Origin of the sequence: Melaminivora jejuensis, from assembly GCF_017811175.1 — a bacterium.
In the GTDB taxonomy this organism is placed as follows: Bacteria; Pseudomonadota; Gammaproteobacteria; order Burkholderiales; family Burkholderiaceae_C; genus Melaminivora; species Melaminivora jejuensis.
In genome coordinates, this window is record NZ_JACWIJ010000002.1 from 3422501 (window position 1) to 3444352 (window position 21852).

The following is a 21852-nucleotide window of genomic DNA, read 5'->3' on the forward strand; positions in this document are numbered from 1 at the left end:
TACTGGAGGTCCGAACCGACTACTGTTGCAAAAGTAGCGGATGAGCTGTGGATAGGGGTGAAAGGCTAAACAAACTTGGAAATAGCTGGTTCTCTCCGAAAACTATTTAGGTAGTGCCTCGCGTATTACCTTCGGGGGTAGAGCACTGTTTTGGCTAGGGGGTCATGGCGACTTACCAAACCAAGGCAAACTCCGAATACCGAAGAGTACAGCGCGGGAGACAGAGCACCGGGTGCTAACGTCCGGACTCAAGAGGGAAACAACCCAGACCGCCAGCTAAGGTCCCTAAAATTGGCTAAGTGGGAAACGAAGTGGGAAGGCTAAAACAGTCAGGATGTTGGCTTAGAAGCAGCCATCATTTAAAGAAAGCGTAATAGCTCACTGATCGAGTCGTCCTGCGCGGAAGATGTAACGGGGCTCAAGCCAGTTACCGAAGCTGCGGATGCACAGTTTACTGTGTGTGGTAGGAGAGCGTTGTGTAAGCCTGTGAAGGTGGCCTGGGAAGGCTGCTGGAGGTATCACAAGTGCGAATGCTGACATGAGTAGCGTTAAAGCGGGTGAAAAGCCCGCTCGCCGTAAGCGCAAGGTTTCCTACGCAACGTTCATCGGCGTAGGGTGAGTCGGCCCCTAAGGCGAGGCAGAGATGCGTAGCTGATGGGAAACAGGTCAATATTCCTGTACCGCTCAATAGTGCGATGTGGGGACGGAGAAGGTTAGCTCAGCCACCTGTTGGAATAGGTGGTTCAAGCCTGTAGTCGTGCCTGGTAGGCAAATCCGCCGGGCTGAGATGAGGGGTGATAACGAGGCAGCTTGCTGCCGAAGTGAGTGATACCCTGCTTCCAGGAAAAGCCACTAAGCTTCAGCTATTGACGACCGTACCGCAAACCGACACTGGTGCGCGAGATGAGTATTCTAAGGCGCTTGAGAGAACTCAGGAGAAGGAACTCGGCAAATTGATACCGTAACTTCGGGAGAAGGTATGCCGCAAGTAGGTGAACCTGTACAAGGGGAGCCCAAAGCGGTTGCAATAAATCGGTGGCTGCGACTGTTTAATAAAACACAGCACTCTGCAAACACGAAAGTGGACGTATAGGGTGTGACGCCTGCCCGGTGCTGGAAGATTAAATGATGGGGTGCAAGCTCTTGATTGAAGTCCCAGTAAACGGCGGCCGTAACTATAACGGTCCTAAGGTAGCGAAATTCCTTGTCGGGTAAGTTCCGACCTGCACGAATGGCGTAACGATGGCCACGCTGTCTCCTCCTGAGACTCAGCGAAGTTGAAATGTTTGTGATGATGCAATCTCCCCGCGGAAAGACGGAAAGACCCCATGAACCTTTACTGTAGCTTTGTATTGGACTTTGAACGGATCTGTGTAGGATAGGTGGGAGGCTTTGAAGTGTGGACGCCAGTTCACATGGAGCCATCCTTGAAATACCACCCTGGTGCGTTTGAGGTTCTAACCCAGGTCCCTTATCGGGATCGGGGACAGTGCATGGTGGGCAGTTTGACTGGGGCGGTCTCCTCCTAAAGCGTAACGGAGGAGTTCGAAGGTACGCTAGCTACGGTCGGACATCGTGGCGATAGTGCAATGGCATAAGCGTGCTTAACTGCGAGACTGACAAGTCGAGCAGATGCGAAAGCAGGACATAGTGATCCGGTGGTTCTGTATGGAAGGGCCATCGCTCAACGGATAAAAGGTACTCTGGGGATAACAGGCTGATACCGCCCAAGAGTTCATATCGACGGCGGTGTTTGGCACCTCGATGTCGGCTCATCTCATCCTGGGGCTGTAGTCGGTCCCAAGGGTATGGCTGTTCGCCATTTAAAGAGGTACGTGAGCTGGGTTTAAAACGTCGTGAGACAGTTTGGTCCCTATCTTCCGTGGGCGCTGCAGATTTGAGGAAGCCTGCTCCTAGTACGAGAGGACCGGAGTGGACACACCTCTGGTGTATCGGTTGTCACGCCAGTGGCATCGCCGAGTAGCTAAGTGTGGAAGAGATAACCGCTGAAAGCATCTAAGCGGGAAACTCGTTTCAAGATGAGATCTGCCGGGGCCCCCGAGCCCCCTGAAGGGTCGTTGTAGACCACGACGTTGATAGGCTGGGTGTGCAAGTGCAGCAATGCACGCAGCTAACCAGTACTAATTGCCCGTGCGGCTTGACCCTATAACTTTGATGAGCACAGCACATCAACACAAGCAAAGACCACAACACACACAAGTTGTGCCAACGCAATCAAGCCAGACAAACGCTGACGTCTCCCTCAACAGAGACAAACCGACTTTCTGTGAATCTCGCGTGCCCACTGACCTCCACATCAGCCGCACGCTACCCTTTAAAGCCTGACGACCATAGCAAGTCGGAACCACCCCTTCCCATCCCGAACAGGACCGTGAAACGACTTCGCGCCAATGATAGTGCGGATACCCGTGTGAAAGTAGGTCATCGTCAGGCTAACCCACAACTCACCAACACAACACGCCCTTCAGTCTCGCGATTGAAGGGCGTTGGTGCGTTTGGTGTATGGGTTGGGCAAAGCAGAAACTTCTAAAGCCCAGATGAATCGCAAGATCATGGTATGTTATTGATGTGGACGTCAATGCGAACCAAGAAATTCTGGGTTGATCTGCGCTTGCGCGTCATTTGCCATGGCTACCTACACCATCAGCGACCTTGCCCGTGAGTTCGATCTCACCACACGGGCCATGCGCTTCTATGAAGACATGGGGCTGCTGCAGCCCGAGCGTGCCGGCCCAGGCGGGCGCAATAGAATCTACAGCGGCCGGGATCGGACGCGCCTGCGGCTGACCTTGAGGGCCAAGCGCCTGGGTCTGTCGCTGTCCGAAGCCAAGGAAATCATCGATCTGTACGACAGCCCGCGCGACACGGGCGTGCAGTTGCGCCGTTTTCTTCAGGTGCTGGAGACCCATCGCAAGCAACTCGAAGAGCAGATGGCCGATTTGCGTGCCAACCTTGAAGAAGTCCGCGAGCACGAGCGAGAAGCGCAGGAACTGCTGCGAAAAATCGAACCCACAGCGGGCAAAGTCATGGATAATTGACGTTTACGTAAACGTAAGATACACCGCCCCATCACTCCATAGGAGACGCTTCATGAGCGCCAGTCAGTTGCCAGGCCTGAACTTCCAACTCGGTGAAGACATCGATGCGCTGCGCGATGCAGTGCGTGAGTTTGCGCAGTCCGAGATCGCCCCGCGCGCTGGCGAGATCGACCGCAGCGATCAGTTCCCCATGGATTTGTGGAAGAAATTCGGCGATCTGGGCGTGCTGGGCATCACCGTGCCCGAGCAATATGGCGGTGCCGACATGGGCTACCTCGCCCACATGGTGGCGATGGAGGAGATCTCCCGTGCCAGCGCTTCCGTGGGCCTGTCCTATGGGGCGCATAGCAATCTGTGCGTCAATCAGATCAACCGCAACGGCAGCGAGGCTCAAAAGGCTAAATATCTACCCAAGCTGATCAGCGGCGAGCACGTGGGCGCCTTGGCCATGAGCGAACCCGGTGCCGGCTCCGACGTCATCAGCATGAAGCTCAAGGCCGAGGACAAGGACGGCTACTACCTGCTCAACGGCAACAAAATGTGGATCACCAACGGCCCAGATGCCGATACCCTGGTGGTCTATGCCAAGACCGAGCCTGAGCTAGGTGCGCGTGGTGTCACGGCTTTTTTGATCGAAAAAGGCATGAAGGGCTTTTCCATCGCCCAGAAGCTCGACAAGCTGGGTATGCGCGGCAGCCATACAGGCGAGCTGGTGTTCGAGAACGTCGAAGTGCCGGCTGAGAACGTTCTCGGCCAGGTGGGCGGTGGGGCCAAAGTGCTGATGAGCGGCCTGGACTACGAGCGTGCCGTGCTCACTGGCGGCCCCCTGGGCATCATGCAGTCCGTGATGGACAACGTCATTCCCTACATCCACGACCGCAAGCAGTTCGGCCAGAGCATCGGCGAGTTCCAGCTCATCCAGGGTAAGGTGGCGGACATGTATACCGTGCTGCAGGCTGCCCGCTCGTTCGCCTACACCGTGGCCAAGAACCTGGACATGCTGGGCACCGAACACGTGCGCCAGGTGCGCAAGGACTGCGCCAGCGTCATCCTGTGGACAGCCGAGAAAGCCACCTGGATGGCTGGCGAGGGTGTGCAGATCTTCGGCGGCAACGGCTACATCAACGAATATCCGCTGGGCCGTCTGTGGCGCGACGCCAAGCTGTACGAAATCGGCGCTGGCACCAGCGAAATTCGCCGCATGTTGATCGGCCGGGAGCTGTTCGCCGAAACCTGCTGAGTGCCACCAACCCATCTTTCCAATAAATACCATTCCAGCGCCCAAGGAGCACCGATGACCACCGCTACCATCGAAGAGCTGTTCGTACACAACCGGGAGTGGGCGCAGCAGATGGAGCGCGAGCGCCCCGGCTTCTTCACCACCCTGATGGCGCAGCAAAAGCCGCGCTACATGTGGATCGGCTGCTCCGACAGCCGCGTGCCGGCCAACCAGATCACGGGCTTGGAGCCGGGCGAGGTGTTCGTGCATCGCAACGTGGCCAACGTCGTCGTGCCCAGCGACCTGAATGCGCTGTCCACCATCCAGTACGCCGTGGATCAACTCCAGGTGCAGCACCTGATGGTGGTGGGTCACTATGGCTGCGGCGGCGTGCGTGCGGCCATGGAAGACATGCGCGTGGGCTTGGCGGACAACTGGATCCGCCACGTCAAGGATGTGCGCGACAAGTACGCCGACCTGCTCGCCGACCTTTCGCCCCAGTGGCGCCTGGATGCCTTGTGCGAACTCAACGTCATTGAGCAGGTGGCCAACGTGGCGCACAGCACGGTGGTGCAGGACGCCTGGGCGCGTGGACAGCAGCTGACGCTGCATGGTTGGTGCTACAGCCTGCGCAACGGCCTGATTACCAACGTCGAAGTCACGGTGCCCGGCGCTGGCGGCCTGGACGCCGTGCAGCAGCGCGCCGTCGAGCGCGTCGCCCAGCGCGAGCGCCACTGACGCCATCTGCTGCCGTCGCTCTGGCGCGGCGCGCGGCACAGCGCGGCAGGCTCGCTCATCCATGTTTCCCGAACGTCTCGACGCTCCCCAGGCCTGGGCCATCGCCCGGGCCATGATGGATGGCTTCAACCGCCACTATCGCCTGTTCCAGGCGGAATCTGCCCGGGCCAAGCACCGCTTCGAGACGGCAGACTGGCATGGGCAGCAGCGCGCCCAGCGCGAGCGCATCGAGTTCTACGACCTGCGCGTCAAGGAGTGCGTGCGCCGGCTGGACAAGGAGTTCGGCGCCGGCGCCCTGCCCATGGCCGTGTGGCACGAGGTCAAGCTGCACTACATCGGCCTGATGGTCAACCACCTGCAGCCCGAGCTGGCCGAGACCTTCTTCAACTCGGTCACAACCAAGATCCTGCACCGCACGCACTTCCAGAACGACTTCATCTTCGTGCGCCCGGCCGTCAGCACCGAGTACATCGAAAGCGACGACCCCGCTGCCCGGCCCATCTACCGCGCCTACTACCCCCGCGCCAGCCAGCTGCAGGAGGCGGTGCAGACCATCGTCGAGGAGTGTGGCCTGCAGCGCCCCTTCGAGGATCTGGCGCGCGATGTGCAGCAGGTAGTCCAGGCCGTGCATCAGCGCCTGGGCGATATCAGACTGCACACCAACTTCCAGATCCAGGTGCTCAGCAGCCTGTTCTACCGCAACAAGGGCGCCTATCTGGTCGGCAAGATCGTCAACGGCTACCACGAGCTGCCGCTGGCGCTGCCCATCCTGCATGGTGAGCATGGTGGCCTGATCATCGATGCCGTGCTGTTCGGCGAAAACGATCTGTACATGCTGTTCTCGTTTGCGCGGGCCTACTTCATGGTTGACATGGACGTGCCCAGCGCCTATGTGCAGTTCCTGCGCAGCCTGATGCCGAGAAAGCCGCGCGGCGAGCTGTACACCGCGCTGGGCCTGGCCAAGCAGGGTAAGACGCTGTTCTACCGGGACTTCCTGCACCACCTGAAATACTCCAGCGACAGCTTTCGCATCGCGCCGGGCATTCGCGGCATGGTCATGCTGGTGTTCGACCTGCCGAGCTTTCCCTATGTCTTCAAGCTGATCAAGGATCGCTTCCCGGCGCCCAAGGACACCACGCGCGAGCAGGTCAAGGCCAAATACCTGCTGGTCAAGCAGCACGACCGTGTGGGCCGCATGGCCGATACCCTGGAGTACAGCCTGGTGGCCTTTCCGCGCGAGCGCTTTTCCGACGAGCTGATCGAGGAAATCCAGCGCCACGCCCCCAGCCAGATCGAGATCAGCGACCGCGACGGCGATGGCCGCCAGGAGGTCATCATCCGCCACCTGTACATCGAGCGGCGCATGATTCCGCTCAACATCCACCTGCAGGAGTGCTTCGAGGCTGGCCTGGACAGGCCGCAGGTGCGCCAGGCGCTGGAATATGCCGTGATCGAGTACGGCAACGCCATCAAGGATCTGGTGGCGGCCAACATTTTTCCTGGCGACATGCTGTGGAAGAATTTCGGCATCACGAGGAACGGCAAGGTGGTGTTCTACGACTACGACGAGATCGAATACCTGACGGACTGCCATTTCCGCCGCGTGCCACCCCCGCGCAACGAGGACGACGAGCTGTCGGGCGAAGTCTGGTGGCCGGTTGGCCCGCGTGATGTGTTCCCCGAAACCTTCGAGCCCTTCTTGCTGGGCAACCCGGCGGTGCGCGAGATTTTCCTGCGCCATCATGCCGACCTGCTGGATGTCACCTTCTGGCAGACGCACAAGGAGCGCATCCAGGCCGGGCATGTCTATGACGTGTTTCCCTATGACGTGCAGCGGCGCTTCGGGACTGCAACCGCCGCTCCTTGCGCCAGCGCTTTTCCTTTTTCTGTTCCAACCCTTTCAGGAGCCATGCCATGATTTCCCTCCAGAGCCAAGACCCCATCGTCATCGTCGGTGCTGCACGCACGCCCATGGGCGCCTTCCAGGGCGATTTTGCCGAGCTGCAGGCCTGGCAGCTGGGCGGCGCTGCCATCCGCGCTGCTGTCGAGCGCGCCGGCATCGCCCCCGAGAAGGTCGATGAAGTGTTGTTCGGCAACTGCCTGATGGCCGGACAGGGCCAGGCCCCGGCGCGGCAGGCCGGCCATGCTGCCGGCCTGCCACGCAGCACCGGCGCCGTCACCCTGTCCAAGATGTGCGGCGCCGGCATGGAGGCCACCATCCTGGCGCACGACCAGTTGGTGGCTGGCAGCCGCGACGTCATGGTGGCCGGTGGCATGGAGAGCATGACCAACGCCCCTACCTGCTGAAAAAGGGCCGCGGCGGCTACCGCATGGGCCACGACAAGGTCTATGACCACATGATGCTCGACGGCCTGGAGGACGCCTACGAGCCGGGCCGCTCCATGGGCACCTTCGGCGAGGACTGCGCCGCCAAGTACCAGTTCACCCGGGAAGATCAGGATAAATTCGCGATTTCCAGCGTCCAGCGTGCGCAGGCAGCTATCAATTCGGGAGCGTTCAAGGCCGAGATCGCCCCGGTCACCGTCAAGACGCGCAAGGGCGAGGTGACGGTGAGCGAGGACGAAAGCCCGGGCAAGGCGCGCCTGGACAAGATCGCCGGCCTCAAGCCCGCTTTCAAGAAGGACGGCACCATCACGGCTGCGTCCAGCTCCAGCATCAACGACGGCGCTGCCGCCCTGGTGCTGATGCGCGAATCCACCGCGCGCGAACTGGGTGCCAAGCCGCTGGCGCGCATCGTTGCCCACGCCACGCACGCGCAGGAACCCGAGTGGTTCACCACTGCCCCCGTCGGTGCCACCGAAAAGGCCTTGAAGAAGGCTGGCTGGAAGGTGGAGGACGTCGATCTGTGGGAGATCAACGAGGCCTTCGCCGTCGTGCCCATGGCGCTGATGGCCGACCTGAGCGTGCCGCACGACAAGGTCAACGTCCACGGCGGTGCCTGCGCCCTGGGCCATCCCATCGGCGCCAGCGGTGCGCGCATCCTGGTCACGCTGCTGCACGCACTGCAGCACAGCGGCAAGAAAAAGGGTCTGGCCACACTGTGCATCGGCGGCGGCGAGGCCACGGCCATGGCGATCGAATTGGTCTGAGCGGCGCCCGACCGCCCCTGAACCTGAGCAATGAAGCCAGCACGCAGCCAGGGCATGGCGCGTCTGCTGTGGCGTTTTGCTGCGCTGCTGGCCGGCATTTGCTGCCTGACCCTGGTGGGAGGCACCTATCTGGTGCAGGCCACGCTGCGTACCGCCCAGGATGAGACCTTCCAGGCGCGCTTTGCCTTGCTGACCCAGCGCGCCGCCGAAGCTGCCGAGAATGCCCAGGCCTTGGGCATTGCCCTGTCCGCCGGCTCGCCGGTCGCTGCCCTGCTGGAGCGTGAGGCGGCGCTGGAGCCGGCGCTGTTGTCCTTCGACATCGTGGGTGCGCAGGGCCAGACGCTGCTGCAGACCCGGGGCCGGGCGGCTGACGGGCCGGCGCCGGCAGCGTCGGCCTGGACGCAGGCGCCCATTCGCAACGATCTGGGTCAAAGCGTGGCCCAGGTGCGATTGCACTACGACGAAGCGGTGCTGGACACTGCACGTATCCAGCTGCAGCGCAGCCTGTGGCAGGCCATGCTGCCAGCCTTGCTGTGGGTGATGGCTGGCATGGCTCTGGGATGCTCCTGGCTGGTGCGCGGCGTGCATCAGCCGGTGACGGCGCGGCGCGCCTCAGGCAACGAACGCACCCGGCTGGTCTGGCTGGCAGTGCTGCTGCTGGCTGGCGCGCTGCTCTGGATGGGCTGGCGTGCCGGTAGCGCCGCCCAGGCCGGCATCGGGCCAGACCAGATGGCCAAGGCGCAGGCCGTGGCGCGCTCCAGCGCCGCCCTGGTGGCGCGGGCGCTGCAGGTCGGTGTGCCTGCCGACGCGTTGGTCGGCATCCCGGAACACGTGGCTGCACTGCGCGAACGCAGCCCGGAGATCAAGGCCCTGGCCGTGGTGGCCGCCGACGGGCAATTGCTGGCCGGCAGTCCCGTGCCGCCTGGACGCTGGACAGTGGCCGCAGCCGTGAGCCTGGCGCCGGATGCGCCGGCGGTGGCGCAGGTGCTGCTCCAGCTCGACCCGCAGGTGCTGGCGCGGCGTCTGCGCGAGACGCTGCTGGACATGGCCTTCCTGGGCGTCATCTGCCTGCTGCTGTCGCTGGAATGGGTGGCGCTGGGCCTGGGCACGCGCGGCGCCCGCGCCCTGGATGTCCTGCAGGCTCGGCGCCAGGGCCGGCAGCGGGGCCGCGCCGCGTGGCGCCCCTCGGGCGCTGCTGCGGTGCGCCCGGCGCTGTTTCTTTTCATGCTCTCCGAGGAGCTGACGCGCCCCTTCATGCCGACCTGGGCGCGCACCCTGGCGCCAGCGCACTGGGGCTGGCCTGCGGAATGGCTGGCCGGTTTGCCGTTGACGGTTTTCCTGCTGGTCGTGGCGCTGCTGCAATGGCCGCTGGCGGCTTGGTCGGAGCGCTTTGGCCGGCGCCGGGGATTGGTGCTGGGAGCGCTGCTGGGCGCCGCCGGCCTGCTCTGGGCAGCACTGGTGCCGCAGTTCCAGGCGTTGCTGGCAGCGCGGGTACTCAGCGCCGTGGGTTTCGCCGTGGTGTTCGTCTCGGCACAGGGCGCGGTCATCGATGCCTCCAGCAGCGCCGACCGGGCGCGCAGCCTGGGCCAGTTCGTGCGCGCCATTTTGGTGGCCGGCCTGTGCGGCCCGCCACTGGGCGGGATGGCGGCGCAGCGCTGGGGCGTGACGGGGGCGCTGGCACTGGCGGCTGCCGTGGCGCTGCTGGCGGCGCTGGTGGCACGAGTCCAGATGCCGCCCGGCAGATCGCAGGCAGGGGCCGCCCCGGCCAGCACCGGGCCGGCGCCGGGGCAGCGCCTGGCGCTGCGCGATCTGCTGCGCCAACCCGGCCTGGCCGCGCTGCTGCTGGGCTGCGCGCTGCCGGCCAAGCTGCTGCTGGCCGGGCTGTGCTTTTACCTGCTGCCCCTGCACCTGCAGGATCTGGGCTACGGCAGCGCCGTCACCGGGCGACTGCAGACGCTGTACCCGCTGATCATGGTGCTGCTGGTGCCGCTGGCGGCGCAGCAGGCCGACCGCTGGCAGCGCCGCTCGGCCTTCGTGCTGGCCGGTGGCCTGCTGGCCAGCGCCAGCGCCCTGCTGGCCTGGCCGGCGGGCAATACGCCGCTGGCCCTGGCGCTGGTGTTGCTGGGCCTGGGCGTGGGGCAGGCACTGTCGATCACGCCGCAGTCGGCCATGGTGGCTGACGCAGCGCGCCAGCTGCCGGCGCGCCAGGGCGCGGCAGTGCTGGGCCTGTTTCGCATGACCGAGCGCGGCGGCAGCGCCCTGGGGCCGCTGGCTGGCGCCTGGCTGCTGCCGCTGTGGGGCTTCGGGCCGGCAGTGGCAGCGCTGGGCCTGCTGGCGCTGGCCGGCAGCGCGGTCTATGGCATGAGCCTGCAGCGCAATCAAAGCGAGACATTTTGCAAAACCGTGTGAGAAACTGCCTCGCTTCCTGTTCCCATATGTCACGCCGAACGTTTCTCCGCCATTGCCTGCACGGCAGCACCTCCCTGCTGGCGGCGCTGCCCGTCGCTGCCGCGCTGCCGCAGGAGCCGCAGCGCGAATTCCACATCCTGATGATCACCTTCCGTGGTGAGACCGATGTGGACAAGGGCTTTCGCGCCTACCTGGCGGACGCCGGCCTGCGCGTGCGCTACACCGTGCGCGACCTGCAGCAGGACGTGGCGCACATGCCCGCCATCATCCAGGAGGCGCGCAGCCTGGCCCCCGACCTGATCTACGTCTGGGGCACGCCGGCCACGCTGGCACTGGTCGGCCCCTTCGACGCCCGGGACGAGGGCCGGCACTATCTGCACGATATCCCGGTGGTCTTTGCCCTGGTGGCGGCGCCGGTGCAGTCGCGCATCGTGGAGCGGCTGGATGCGCCCGGGCGCAACGTCACCGGCGCCGTGCATGTGGTGCCGCCCGACGTTCAGTTGCGCGTCATGCACAACTACCGGCCCTATGCGAAGCTGGGCGTGCTCTACAACCGCAGCGAAGCCAACTCCCAGGCCATCGTGGCGCAGACGCGCACCTGGTGCGCTGCCCACCAGACGCAGCTGATCGAGCGCAACTTCCGCACCAACGCCGCCGGCCAGCCGCTGGCCGATGGTGTGGAAGACCTGGTGGCCGAGCTGCACGCCGCCGGCGCCCAGTGGCTGTACCTGCTGCCCGATACCTTTCTGGGCACGCTCTACGGGCGCATCACGCCGGCGGCACTGGAGCTGCAGTTGCCCTCGTTCGGCGCGGCGGAGCTGGCCGTGCGCTCGGGCGGCGCGCTGCTGGGGCTGGTCAGCCGCTACTGGTCGGTGGGCCAGCTGGCAGCGGCCAAGGCGCTGGACATCCTGGTGGCCGGCAAGTCGCCGGGCAGCGTGCCGGTGGAGACACTCAAGCGCTTTTCGCTGCTGGTCAACATGCAGGTGGCGCGGCAGTTGCGCCTGTATCCACCCATCGACATGCTCAACTACGCCGAGGTCATCGCCGTGGGCGGGCCGCTGGCCTTCGCCTCATGAGCAGTCCCACCAGCCCCGACATCGACGCACTGCACTGGCGGCGGCTGCAGCCGCACGACCTGGACGCCATGCACGCCCTGCACCTGCACAGCATCGAGGGCATGGCGGTGCAGACGGTCAAGCCCGAGACGCGCGACTTCCTGGCCAGCCTGCTGGGCGGGCGGGGCCGGGTGCTGGGCGGCTGGACTGGCGCTGCCCTGGTGGCCTATGGCGTGCTGCAGCACGACCTGCTGGCGGACGACGCGCCGCGCGCCCTGCTGGGCCTGCCTGAAGGCGCGCCGCTGTGCAAGCTGGCCGGTGCCGCCGTCCACCGTGCCTGGCGCGGCCACGGCCTGCAGCGCCTGCTGATCCAGCGGCGCCTGGAGCTGGCCGGTGCCAGCAGCGTGCTGGCCACCTCCGCCCCGGGCAACCCAGCCAGCTGGCGCAGCCTGCTGGCCTGCGGCCTGAGCGTGCGCGCCGTGCAATACCGCTATGGCGGCCATGCCCGCTATCTGCTGGCGCGAGTGCCGGGCGAGCTTTTTCGCGCTGACGAAAGCCAGGCGCTGGAACTGGGGCCGCAGGCGCTGGAGCGCCAGCAGCACCTGCTGGCCCAGGGCTGGCGCGGCGTGGCGGCAGGCAGGCAGGACGGACATCTGCGTTTGCTGCCGGGCTGCGCAAAGGACAGCTAGCCATGCCGCTCGATGCCCTCGGCACAGCCTATGGCCCCTGCCTGTCTGTCGATCTGCAGGCGCTGGCGCACAACTGGCAGATCGTGCGCGCCGCCTGCCCGGACAGCAGCGTCGGGGCGGTGCTCAAGAACGATGCCTACGGGCTGGGCGTGGCCCTGGTCGCGCCCCGGCTGTGGCGGCTGGGCTGCCGGGATTTCTGGGTGTCCAGCCTGGATGAGGGCCTGGCCCTGCAGGCCTGCCTGCCCGTCGATGCGGTGGACGCCCGACAGCAGGGCCTGCGCGTATGGGTGCTCAACGGCCTGGGCGGTGGGCAGGCGCAGGACTTCGCCCCGCATGGCCTGCTGCCGGCGCTCACGGGCGCGCACGAGCTGGCTGCCCTGTGCCGGCAGCCACTGCCCGGCGACCGGCGCCTGCCGGTGGCCGTGCATCTGGACACCGGCCTGACACGAGTGGGCTTCGACAGCGCCGGCTGGGCGCAATTGGGCGCTGACAGCGCGCTGTGGCGAGCCGCCCAGCCCCGGCTGTGGCTGACCCATCTGGGGCGGTTCCACGACCCCGAGGCCCCGCAATGCCAGCAGCAGCGCCAGCGCTTCGTGCAATGGACGGCACGCCTGCCCGCCGCCGCGCGCAGCATCGCCACCTCCTCCAGCGTGTTCGCCGGGCAAAAGTGGCACTTCGAGCATGTGCGCGTGGGCAGCGCCCTTTGGGGCGTGCCGACCAGCGAGCGCATCCAGGTGCCGCTGCGGCCCGTGGCGCGGCTGCACGCCCCGGTGCTGCGCGTGGCCGATGTCGCCGCCGGCACCGAGGTCGGCTACGCTGGCGGCTACATCGCGCCGCGCGACTGCCGTATCGCCACCGTGGCCATGGGCTATGGCGACGGCCTGCCGTTCTCGCTGGCCAATCGAGGCACCATGGTGCTGGCCGGACGCAGCGCACCCATCGTCGGCGGCGTGGCCATGGGCATGGTGGCGCTGGATGTCAGCGACTACGCCCCCGGCCAGGTGCAGCCCGGCATGTGGGCCGAGGTCTATGGCACACAGCAGCCGCTGACGCAGCTGGCCGCCGCCGCCGAGGTGCCGCCCAATGTGCTGCTGACCCTGAGCGCGCGCCTGGCGCCGCAGCGCCGCGCCGTGGATGGCGCGTCATGAGCCAGGCCGGGCGCATCGTGGCGCTGGCACTGGCGGCCATCGGCGCGCTGGTGCTGCTGCTGTGGCTGCTGGTGCAGCACGCCGGCGGGCAGCAGCAGCAGCAGCTGTCGGCGCAGCGCGAGGCCTATTTGCTGCGCCACCTGCGCACCTCGGCGGAAAGCTATCTGGCCACTGGCCTGCAGCTGGAGCAGATGCCGGCGCTGCAGGACATGCTGGAGCGCGAACAGACCGCCTTTGCCGGCATCGTCGCCATCGACGTCTTCAGCCCGGCGGGCACCGTGCTCTACAGCACCGACCCCGGCAGCCGGGGCACGGCGGTGCCGGTGCAGTGGCGCGAACTGCTGGCGCGCGAGCAGCCCTGGCAAGGCACGGCGCCCGGCCAGCGCCAGGTCGGACAGCGCTTCGACAACGATCTGGCGCAGGCCGCCGGCGGCATCGTCATCACCGTCTCCACGGCCGCTGCGCCGGCCACGCTGGCCCAGTGGTACGCACGCAGCCGCCAATTGCTGCGCTGGTTGGCAGCGGGCCTGCTGGCAGCCTTGGCCGCCGGGCTGGTGCTACACATCGGCCTGCGCCGCCTGGGCCAGCCCTACGGCGCAGCCGCCGCCATCCTGCGCGGCGAGCCAGCCGGCGCACCACAGGACGGCCTGCAGCAAGCCGCAGTGCGCCAGCAGCAGGGCTGGCAGCGCGAGCGCGAGCAGTGCCGCCGGGCGCTGGCGCAACTGGAGGCGCTCGACCATGAAGCCTGATGCCAGCAGCGCCAGCCTTTGCGGCACCGCAATCCCCGCTCCCTCCGCCGTGCAGTCCCTCAGCCAGGACTTGCGCTGGCGCTGCGCCGCCCTGGTCTTTGCCGTGCTCACCGCCGTGGGCGCGGCCTGCGCGCTGTGGGCCGTGCATGAGCTGCGCAGCAGCAGCCTGCAATTGGCGCGCGACGATGCCCGGGCGCTGGCGCAATCGGTGGCCCAGACGCTGGCCCAGCAACTGGGCCGGGCGGTGCGCCTGGGCATTCCGCTGGCCGAGCTGCCGGGCGTTGCGGCCTACTTGCAAACGACGCTGCAGCAGCGCCCGGCCTTGACGCACATCGCCGTCGAGGCCGCCGACGGCAGCGTGCTGCATGGTGCGCGCAGCGCCGTGCGCAGCGCTCCCGACCAGGCTGGCAGCGTGCGCGTCGCCATCGGCGGCGCCGGGGATGGTGGCACTGCCGGCACCGTGGAAGTGGGCGTGGACGCCGGGGTCAGCGTGCGACGCGGCCTGGTGCAGGCGACCTGGCAGAGCGCCGCACTGGTGCTGGGCCTGGCGGGCCTGACCGCCTGGCTGGTCGCCGCCGGGCCGGGCGCGCGCATGGAGCGCCAGCGCCGCCAGGTGCTGCAGCGCCTGCACTGCGCCAGCGCAGAGCTGCCGCTCCAGGCCGAGCCTGCCGGCCTGGATGCGGACGCGGCCCCCGGCCTGCCGGCGCTGGCGCAGGCACTGGCCCGGGGCGATGCCCAGGTGCTGGCCGCACGCCGGGCGGTGCAGGACTACGGCCAGGAGTTGCTGGCCATGGACTTCGATGGCCGGCTGCGCGCCGACATCGAGCGCTGCCTGGCCGCCTGCGCCGTGGCCGCCAGCGCTCCCCAGGCGGACTGAACCATGCTGCTGCGCACCCGCATCACCCTCATGGTGGCTGCCGGCCTGGTGCTGGCGGCATTGGGCTGGACGGGCTCGGCCCTGCTGCGCGAGCAGTTGCTGGAGCAGCGCCTCACGGCCGCCGTGCAGGCCGCCCATGCCGCCCTGTGGGAGCAGGCGCTGGCCCTAGAAGACCGCGCGCTGGACGCGCACCTGGATCGGCTGCTGCAGCAGCCTGGGCTGGCGCAGGCGGCGCTGCAGGGCGACGCGGCGGCACTGGCCGAATTGCTGGCGCGCACCGGCGCGGCCCCGGCTGCCGGGGCCGAGCTGGAAGTGGTGGCGCTGCTGGACATGGGCCGCGCGCCGCTGGTGCTGGGCACGCCGGTGCAGCGCCCGCTGCTCGATGCCGACAGCCTGGAGCGCGCTGCCCTCGGCAGCGAGGTCGGCGGCCTGCGCGTGATGGGTTCCGAGCAGGCGCTGGTGCTGGCCAGTCGGCGCATCCCCGGCACCGGCGCAGTGCTGGTGCTGGCGCGCGACGCCCGCCATGCCCTGGCGCGCATGGCCGAGCGCAGCGGCGGCGCCATCACCTTGCTGGACTTGCGTAGCCGGCTGCTGGCTGGCACCGACGCGGCCCTGGGCCGGGTGGCCGCCGCCCACGCCGCCCAGCGCAGCGCGCAGCGCACCGAGCTGCAGTTGGGCGGGCGCGACTATCTGCTGAGCAGCATCCCCGTGGCCGACCTGGCCGGCCACAGCGCCGGCACTGTGGTGGCCTTGCTGGAGCACACTGCCGACGCGCAGGCCTACGCCTTCATCGGGCGCCTGGCGCTGGGCGGCACGCTGGCGCTGGCGCTGGCCATCCTGCTGGGGCTGAACTGGGACTTGCGCCGCAGCCTGCGCCCGCTGGAGCGCTCCATCGACGCGCTGCAGGCGCTGGCCCGGGGCGAGGCGGACGTGCGCCTGCCCGCAGGGGGCGACGACGAGATCGGGCGCATCGCCCAGGCCGTGGCCACCTTCCGGCACAACGCCCGCGAGCTGGCCGCCACGCGCGCCCTGCGCGAGCGCGTGCGCCGGCGCCAGGAGCGGCTGCTGCGCACGCGGCTGCAGGCGTTGGCACAGGCCACGCACCAGCCGCTGGCCTGGCACGGCGGCGGCAGCGACGAGGAGCAATTGCGCCAGCTGGCCGGCGTCATGAACGAGCTGTCGGGCCGGCTGATCGACCAGCACCAGCGCCTCACGGGGATGGTGCAGGAGCTGCGCGAGGCGCTGGTCACCAAGACCCGCCTGGCCGGGCTGGAGCAGGAGCTGCAGATCGCCGCCCAGGTGCAGCTGTCCATCCTGCCGCGCCACCCGCCGCAGGATGCGCGCGTGCAGCTGCACTGCCACATCACGCCGGCGCGCGAGGTCGGCGGCGACTTCTACGACTATTTCTTCATCGACCAGGCGCACCTGGGCTTCGTGATTGCCGACGTATCCGGCAAGGGCGTGCCGGCGGCGCTGTTCATGACCATTACCCGCACGCTGCTCAAGGCCACGGCGCAGTTCATCACCGAACCCACGCGTTGCCTGACGCAGCTCAACGACCTGCTGGCCGCCGAGAACGAGCAGATGATGTTCGTCACCCTGTTCTACGGCGTACTGCACCTGGACAGCGGCCAGGTGCAGTACGTCAATGCCGGGCACAACCCGCCGTGGCTGCTGCGCGCCGCTGGCCAGGTCGAGCCGCTGGCGCGCACCGGCGGCATGGCGGTGGCGGTGAGCGAGGACTTCCCCTACCGCAGCGCCAGCGTGCAACTGCAGCCGGGCGACCAGCTTTTCCTCTACACCGACGGCGTGACCGAAGCGTTCGATCCGGACGGGCAGGAGTACGGCGATGCGCGGCTGCAGCAAGCCCTGGCCGGGCAGGCCCAGGGCGGCCTGCCCGGGCCGCAGGCGCTGGTTGAGGCGGTGCTGGCCGACGTCCACACCTTCGAGCGCGGCGCTCCGCAGGCCGACGACATCACCTGCATGGCGCTGCGCTACCTGGGAGCGCAGGCCTGCTGAAGCGCCGGCCTGGCCTGGGTTTTGCTGCTAAAAATATAGCTGTCAGCGCTTGCTGGACAAGGGTTTGAGGCCAAAAAGACCAAAAAATCAGGCTTTTCAGGCAGCGTCGGCGGCAAACTCCGGCTGTCCCTGCAGCGCCTCGTACAGCGGCGCGAAATCCTGCTCGGTCAGGTCGAACAACTGCTGGAAGCTGTCGATCACGAAGTAGGTCTGCTGGTAGGTGTCGATCTTGTAGCGCGTGCGCATGGTGCGCGCCAGCTCCAGCGGCAGGCGGCGCGGCTCGGGGCTGGTCACGGAGTAGGGCAACTCGCCCGCCGAGCTGAGGATGCCCGCGCCATAGGCCCGCAGGCCTCCGCCGCCCTCGCGGATCAGGCCGAACTCGATGGTGTACCAGTACAGGCGCGACAGCATCTCGCACGCGCCCAGCCGCGCGGCTTTCAGGCCGCCCTCGCCGTAGCGCTGCACATAGTCGGCAAACACCGGGTTGAACAGCAATGGCACATGGCCGAACAGGTCGTGGAACACGTCCGGCTCGACGATGTAGTCGAACTCCTCGGGCTTTCTGATCCAGTCGGTGACCGGGAACTTGCGATTGGCCAGCAGCTGGAAGAACGGCACCTCCGGGATCAGCCCCGGCACCGCCACCAGCTGCCAGCCGGTGGCGCGGTGCAGCCCCTCGTTCACATCGTCGAAGCGCGGGATGCGCTCGCGCGCGCCCAGGGCGGGCAGGGCGTCGATGAAGGCCTGGCTGGCCAGGCCCGGCAACTGCGCCACCTGGCGCTGGTACAGGCGATGGTAGGTGTCGTGATCCGCCTGCGTGTAGGCGGCCCAGTTCTGCGCGCAGGTGTAGTCATCGTGCGCACGCGCATAGTCGCCGCGCGGCGGGCGGTCGGACTGGCCATAGACGACGGGGGGCTGACCCATGGGGTTCTCCTTGTGGATGGATATGGCCTGGATATGGCCGCCGCCCCGGCGCTGTCACTGCAGGCGGATCTTGATGGCCTTGACCAGGAATTCGTATTTCTTGTATTCCGAGAGCACGAAATCGCCGAAGGCGCCCAGCTCCATGTCCTGCGGCTCCAGGCCCATGGCCTGCAACTGCCGTGCCGCGTTGGGCGCACGCATGGCGGCCGAGAACGCCGTGGCGTACTCCTGCGCCCGGGCATCGGGCAGGCTGGCCGGCGCGAACAGGCCAAACCAGGTCGAGACATGAAAGCCCGGCACTTCGCTGTTGATGCTGGGGACATCGGGCAGGCTGTCGTCCGGCCCCAGCGAGGTGACGCCCAGCGCGCGCAGCTTGCCGGCGCGGATCAGCGGCAGCGAGGACGCCAGGTTGTCGAACATCAGCGCCACGCTGCCTTCCTGCAGCGCCTTGAGCGCCGGGCCGGCGCCGGCAAAGGGCTGGTGCGTCATGCGCGTGTTGGTCAGCGCCTTGAGCATCTCGCCGGCGATGTGGCCGATGCTGCCGTTGCCGCCCGAGCCGAAGACCAGCTCGCCCGGATGCGCCTTGAGATAGCCGACCAGATCGCTGGTGCTGCGGATGCCCAGGGCCTCGGCGCGGGCCGCGCTCATGACCAGCACGTTGGGCGTGCGCGCCACCAGCACGAGGGGCTTGAAGTCGCGGATCGGGTCGTAGGGGAAGTCCGGGGTCAGCCAGGGGTTCACGGCGTGCGTGGCCACGGCGCCCATGAGCAGCAGATTCTCGCTGGCGGGGGCCTTGGCCACCGCCGCCGCGCCCTGGTTGCCGCCGGCGCCGGGGCGGTTTTGCACCTGCACCGGCCCCAGCCGCGCCTGCGCGCCCTCGGCCAGGATGCGCGCGCTCTTGTCCAGCGGCCCGCCGGCAGCGTAGGGCACGACGATGGTCAGTGGCGCGCTGGCCGCCAGCGCAATGCCACCCGCGCCCATCGATAGGCCAGCACCCAGGGCCAGGCAGCGCAGCCCCCAGTCACGCCGTTGCAAGAGAAAAGACATGGCCGCACCCGTCCTCGAAAAAAATCGCGAGTATAGGAATGCGCCTGCGTGCTGGCTGTCGCTCAGGCTGGCGCAGCCGCGCCGGCGCCCTCGATCACGCCCCGGCGCACCTGGTCGCGCTCCAGCGACTCGAACAGCGCCTTGAAGTTGCCCTCGCCGAAGCCGTCGCGGAAGTCGCCACGGCGCTCGATGAACTCGAAGAACACCGGCCCCAGCATGGGCGTGGAGAAAATCTGCAGCAGCAGGCGCGGCGTGCCGTCAGCCGTGCTGCCGTCCAGCAGGATGCCGCGCGCCTTCAGCTCCTCGACCGGCTGGCCGTGGCCGGGCAGCCGGCCTTCCAGCATCTCGTAGTACACGTCGTTGGGGGCGGTGGCCAGCGGCACGCCGGCCAGGCCCAGCTTGTCCACCACCTCGGTCAGCCGGTCGCAGATCAGGGCGATGTGCTGGATGCCCTCGCCGTTGAACTGCATCAGGAATTCCTCGATCTGCCCGCCGCCCTGGCGTGCTTCCTCGTTGAGCGGGATGCGGATCATGCCGTCGGGCGCAGTCATGGCCTTGGAGGTCAGGCCGGTGTATTCGCCCTGGATGTCGAAGTAGCGGATCTCGCGGAAGTTGAAGAGCTTTTCATAGAAATTGGCCCAGAAACCCATGCGGCCGCGATAGACGTTGTGCGTCAGGTGATCGATCAAGTTCAGGCCGTGGCCCACGGGGCGCTGCTCCGCGCCGGGCAGCCACTCGAAGTCGATGTCGTAGATCGACTTGCCGTCCTCGAAGCGGTCGATCAGATACAAGGGCGCGCCGCCTATGCCCTTGATGGCCGGCAGGCGCAGCTCCATCGGCCCGGTGGGGATGTCGATGGGCTGGGCGCCCAGCGCCAGCGCGCGGCGATAGGCCTCCTGTGCGTTCTTGACGCGAAACGCCATGCCGCAGGCCGACGGGCCGTGCTCGGCGGCAAAGTAGGCGGCGTTGCTGCCCGGCTCGCGGTTGAGGATGAAGTTGATCTGGTTCTGGCGGTACAGCACCACGTCCTTCGAGCGGTGGCGCGCCACTTCGGTGAAGCCCAGTTGCCCGAAGACCTTTTCCAGCACGCCCGGCGTGGGCGAGGCGAACTCGATGAACTCGAAGCCGCACAAGCCCATGGGGTTGTCCCAGGCGGCGGTCTCGTGCGTGGCTTGTTCGGGCAGGGCGGCGGTCATGGGCAGTCTCCGGTTTTCTTGAGAAAGATCAAACCCCTGACTGTAGGCGGCGCAGCCCTCACGTTTCTGGCGTATGGCCTGCAGCCAGGCCATCTTGACGCAAAAATCCTGCGCTGTGAATGGCAAGACTGCAATGATTTGCCGATAGATGATGCCCTCGCGGCGCAGGGGCGGCGCCTGCCTAGAATGCACCGCCATGCACAGCGACCGCCCGCCCCCGCCCTGGACAAGCTCGACCGCGCCATATTGCGCCGCCTGCAGGGCAACGGGCGCGAGACCTACGACGTGATCGGCGCGCAGGTCGGCCTGTCGGCCAGCGCCGTGCTGCGCCGCGTCAAGCGGCTCGAAGACAGCGGCATCATCGAGCGCTACGTCGCCCTGGTGCAGCCCGAGAGCGTCGGCCTGGGCCTGACGGCCTACATCAACGTGCGCCTGGAAAAGCTGACCGAGAGCCACAAGCGCAATCCCATGGATTTGTTTCGCGCCAGCGTGCAGACCTGGCCCGAGGTGGTCGAATGCGCGGCGCTGACCGGCGAGATGGACTACCTGCTGCGCGTGGTCGTGGCCGACATGGCGCACTACAGCCGCTTCATCATGGACACGCTGCTCAAGCATCCCAGCGTGCAGGACTGCAAAACCAGCTTCGTGCTCGACCGGGTCAAGGCGACCACAGCCGTGCCGGTGTGATGAGGACTATTTTTTTAATAGCTGTCAGCGCTTGTCCAGCAAGGGTTTGAGCCACTTTTCATATCAAAACAAGGCCCCGGGAGTCATGTTGCATTGCAGCAAATGATCCGCATATGACTAGGGAAAACCCTAGAATGCCGACCACCATGCCTGCTCCCAAATCCCTGCTCGACGCTTTTCTTCCTGCCAGCCAATCGTCGCACCCGCACCGGCGGGTCAACCGAGGTTCCCCCATGAACTCTGCCGTGATGGTGCCGATCCGCTCCCTGGGCGCGCAGCACCGCGCCCGCATCGCCGAGCACCTGATGCGCCTGTCCGAGCGCGACCGCTACCTGCGCTTCGGCTACCCGGCCACCGACGAGCAGGTGCTGCGCTACGTGGAGCTGCTGGACTTCGAGCGCGACGAGGTGCTGGGCATCTTCAACCGCAAGCTGGAGCTGATCGCCGTGGCGCACGTGGCCTTCAGCGCCGAGCAGGACTGCAGCAACTGCGCCGAGTTCGGCGTCTCGGTCGTCGGCGCCACGCGCGGGCGCGGCTATGGCGCGCGGCTGTTCGACCGCGCCATCCTGCTGGCGCGCCATCGCGGTGTGAACATGATGTTCATCCACGCGCTGACGGAAAACACCGCCATGCTCAAGATCGCGCGCAATGCCGGCGCCACCGTGCGCTGCGACGGCCCCGAGTCCGAGGCCTGGCTGGAGCTGCCGCCGGCGGATCTGGACGCGCGCATGTCGCACCTGATGGCGCGCCACCTCGGCGAGGTGGACTACCAGCTCAAGAAGCAGGCGCACCAGTTCTGGCGCTTGCTGGGCCATGTCCAGGAAGTCCGCCAGGGCGTGCGCGAAGGCCGCCACCAGGCAGCGGAATAAGGCCCGGCCTCAAGGCCTGTTCTTTCGCCTTCCTCCAGCCAGCACCGGCGCCTGGCG

General features: G+C 66.9%; 16 protein-coding genes, 2 rRNA genes and 1 pseudogene (1 of these 19 running past the window's edge). 16 read left to right on the forward strand and 3 right to left on the reverse strand.

What is annotated here, in order from left to right; translation table 11 throughout:
* From IDM45_RS16055 to IDM45_RS16120, 14 genes and pseudogenes are all read left to right on the forward strand, one after another.
* Window positions 1–2166 (forward strand): 23S ribosomal RNA (locus tag IDM45_RS16055) (it extends 714 nt beyond the left edge of the window).
* Between the two features lie 175 nt (window positions 2167–2341).
* Window positions 2342–2454: ribosomal RNA gene (gene rrf, locus IDM45_RS16060) — 5S ribosomal RNA — on the forward strand.
* A 194-nt stretch (window positions 2455–2648) separates the two neighbouring features.
* Window positions 2649–3059 carry a MerR family transcriptional regulator gene (locus tag IDM45_RS16065; protein ID WP_209423721.1) on the forward strand — a complete coding sequence of 137 codons (411 nt, stop codon included), beginning with the start codon at window positions 2649–2651 and terminating at the stop codon, window positions 3057–3059.
* Window positions 3060–3111: 52 nt separating this feature from the next.
* A complete protein-coding gene (locus IDM45_RS16070) occupies window positions 3112–4299 on the forward strand; it encodes an isovaleryl-CoA dehydrogenase (protein ID WP_209423722.1) in 1188 nt (395 codons plus the stop codon).
* 54 nt (window positions 4300–4353) lie between these two features.
* Complete coding sequence (gene can, locus IDM45_RS16075; protein WP_209423723.1) at window positions 4354–5016, forward strand: carbonate dehydratase; 663 nt, start codon at window positions 4354–4356, stop codon at window positions 5014–5016.
* Between the two features lie 61 nt (window positions 5017–5077).
* Entirely contained in the window at window positions 5078–6934 is a 1857-nt protein-coding gene (gene aceK / locus IDM45_RS16080; RefSeq protein WP_209423724.1) for a bifunctional isocitrate dehydrogenase kinase/phosphatase, read from the forward strand.
* Window positions 6931–8126 (forward strand): annotated as a pseudogene (locus IDM45_RS16085) (acetyl-CoA C-acyltransferase). Before aceK ends, IDM45_RS16085 begins: the two are co-directional and overlap by 4 nt.
* A 30-nt stretch (window positions 8127–8156) precedes the next feature.
* Entirely contained in the window at window positions 8157–10535 is a 2379-nt protein-coding gene (locus IDM45_RS16090; protein WP_209423725.1) for an MFS transporter, read from the forward strand.
* Window positions 10536–10561: 26 nt separating this feature from the next.
* Window positions 10562–11611, forward strand: coding sequence for an ABC transporter substrate-binding protein (locus IDM45_RS16095; protein ID WP_209423726.1), 1050 nt, complete (start codon window positions 10562–10564; stop codon window positions 11609–11611).
* Window positions 11608–12279 (forward strand): N-acetyltransferase, encoded by a 672-nt coding sequence (locus tag IDM45_RS16100; RefSeq protein ID WP_209423727.1) that lies wholly within the window; start codon window positions 11608–11610, stop codon window positions 12277–12279. Before IDM45_RS16095 ends, IDM45_RS16100 begins: the two co-directional genes overlap by 4 nt.
* A gap of 2 nt (window positions 12280–12281) precedes the next feature.
* On the forward strand, window positions 12282–13427 hold the full coding sequence (gene alr, locus IDM45_RS16105) for an alanine racemase (RefSeq protein WP_209423728.1): 1146 nt from the start codon (window positions 12282–12284) through the stop codon (window positions 13425–13427).
* Complete coding sequence (locus tag IDM45_RS16110; protein ID WP_209423729.1) at window positions 13424–14176, forward strand: hypothetical protein; 753 nt, start codon at window positions 13424–13426, stop codon at window positions 14174–14176. The genes alr and IDM45_RS16110 overlap by 4 nt, the downstream gene beginning before the upstream one ends.
* The gene (locus IDM45_RS16115) at window positions 14166–15053 is read left to right on the forward strand and encodes a hypothetical protein (protein ID WP_209423730.1); all 888 of its coding nucleotides are present in this window, start codon (window positions 14166–14168) and stop codon (window positions 15051–15053) included. Before IDM45_RS16110 ends, IDM45_RS16115 begins: the two co-directional genes overlap by 11 nt.
* A 3-nt stretch (window positions 15054–15056) precedes the next feature.
* The gene (locus IDM45_RS16120; RefSeq protein WP_209423731.1) at window positions 15057–17072 is read left to right on the forward strand and encodes a SpoIIE family protein phosphatase; all 2016 of its coding nucleotides are present in this window, start codon (window positions 15057–15059) and stop codon (window positions 17070–17072) included.
* Between the two features lie 96 nt (window positions 17073–17168).
* Here IDM45_RS16120 and phhA read toward each other — a convergent pair whose 3' ends face one another.
* The 3 genes from phhA to hppD all read right to left on the reverse strand — a co-directional run bounded on the left by phhA (window position 17169) and on the right by hppD (window position 20239).
* Window positions 17169–17996 (reverse strand): phenylalanine 4-monooxygenase, encoded by an 828-nt coding sequence (gene phhA, locus IDM45_RS16125; RefSeq protein WP_209423732.1) that lies wholly within the window; start codon window positions 17994–17996, stop codon window positions 17169–17171.
* Between the two features lie 54 nt (window positions 17997–18050).
* Window positions 18051–19043: a Bug family tripartite tricarboxylate transporter substrate binding protein gene (locus tag IDM45_RS16130; protein ID WP_325168989.1), complete on the reverse strand. Its 993-nt coding sequence runs from the start codon at window positions 19041–19043 to the stop codon at window positions 18051–18053.
* 62 nt (window positions 19044–19105) lie between these two features.
* Complete coding sequence (gene hppD / locus IDM45_RS16135; RefSeq protein ID WP_209423733.1) at window positions 19106–20239, reverse strand: 4-hydroxyphenylpyruvate dioxygenase; 1134 nt, start codon at window positions 20237–20239, stop codon at window positions 19106–19108.
* 186 nt (window positions 20240–20425) lie between these two features.
* On the opposite strand from hppD, the gene IDM45_RS16140 reads away from it, so the two are divergent.
* The gene (locus tag IDM45_RS16140) at window positions 20426–20926 is read left to right on the forward strand and encodes an Lrp/AsnC family transcriptional regulator (protein WP_209423734.1); all 501 of its coding nucleotides are present in this window, start codon (window positions 20426–20428) and stop codon (window positions 20924–20926) included.
* A gap of 233 nt (window positions 20927–21159) precedes the next feature.
* Window positions 21160–21795, forward strand: coding sequence for a GNAT family N-acetyltransferase (locus IDM45_RS16145; protein WP_209423735.1), 636 nt, complete (start codon window positions 21160–21162; stop codon window positions 21793–21795).
* The last annotated feature ends 57 nt before the right edge of the window (window positions 21796–21852 follow it).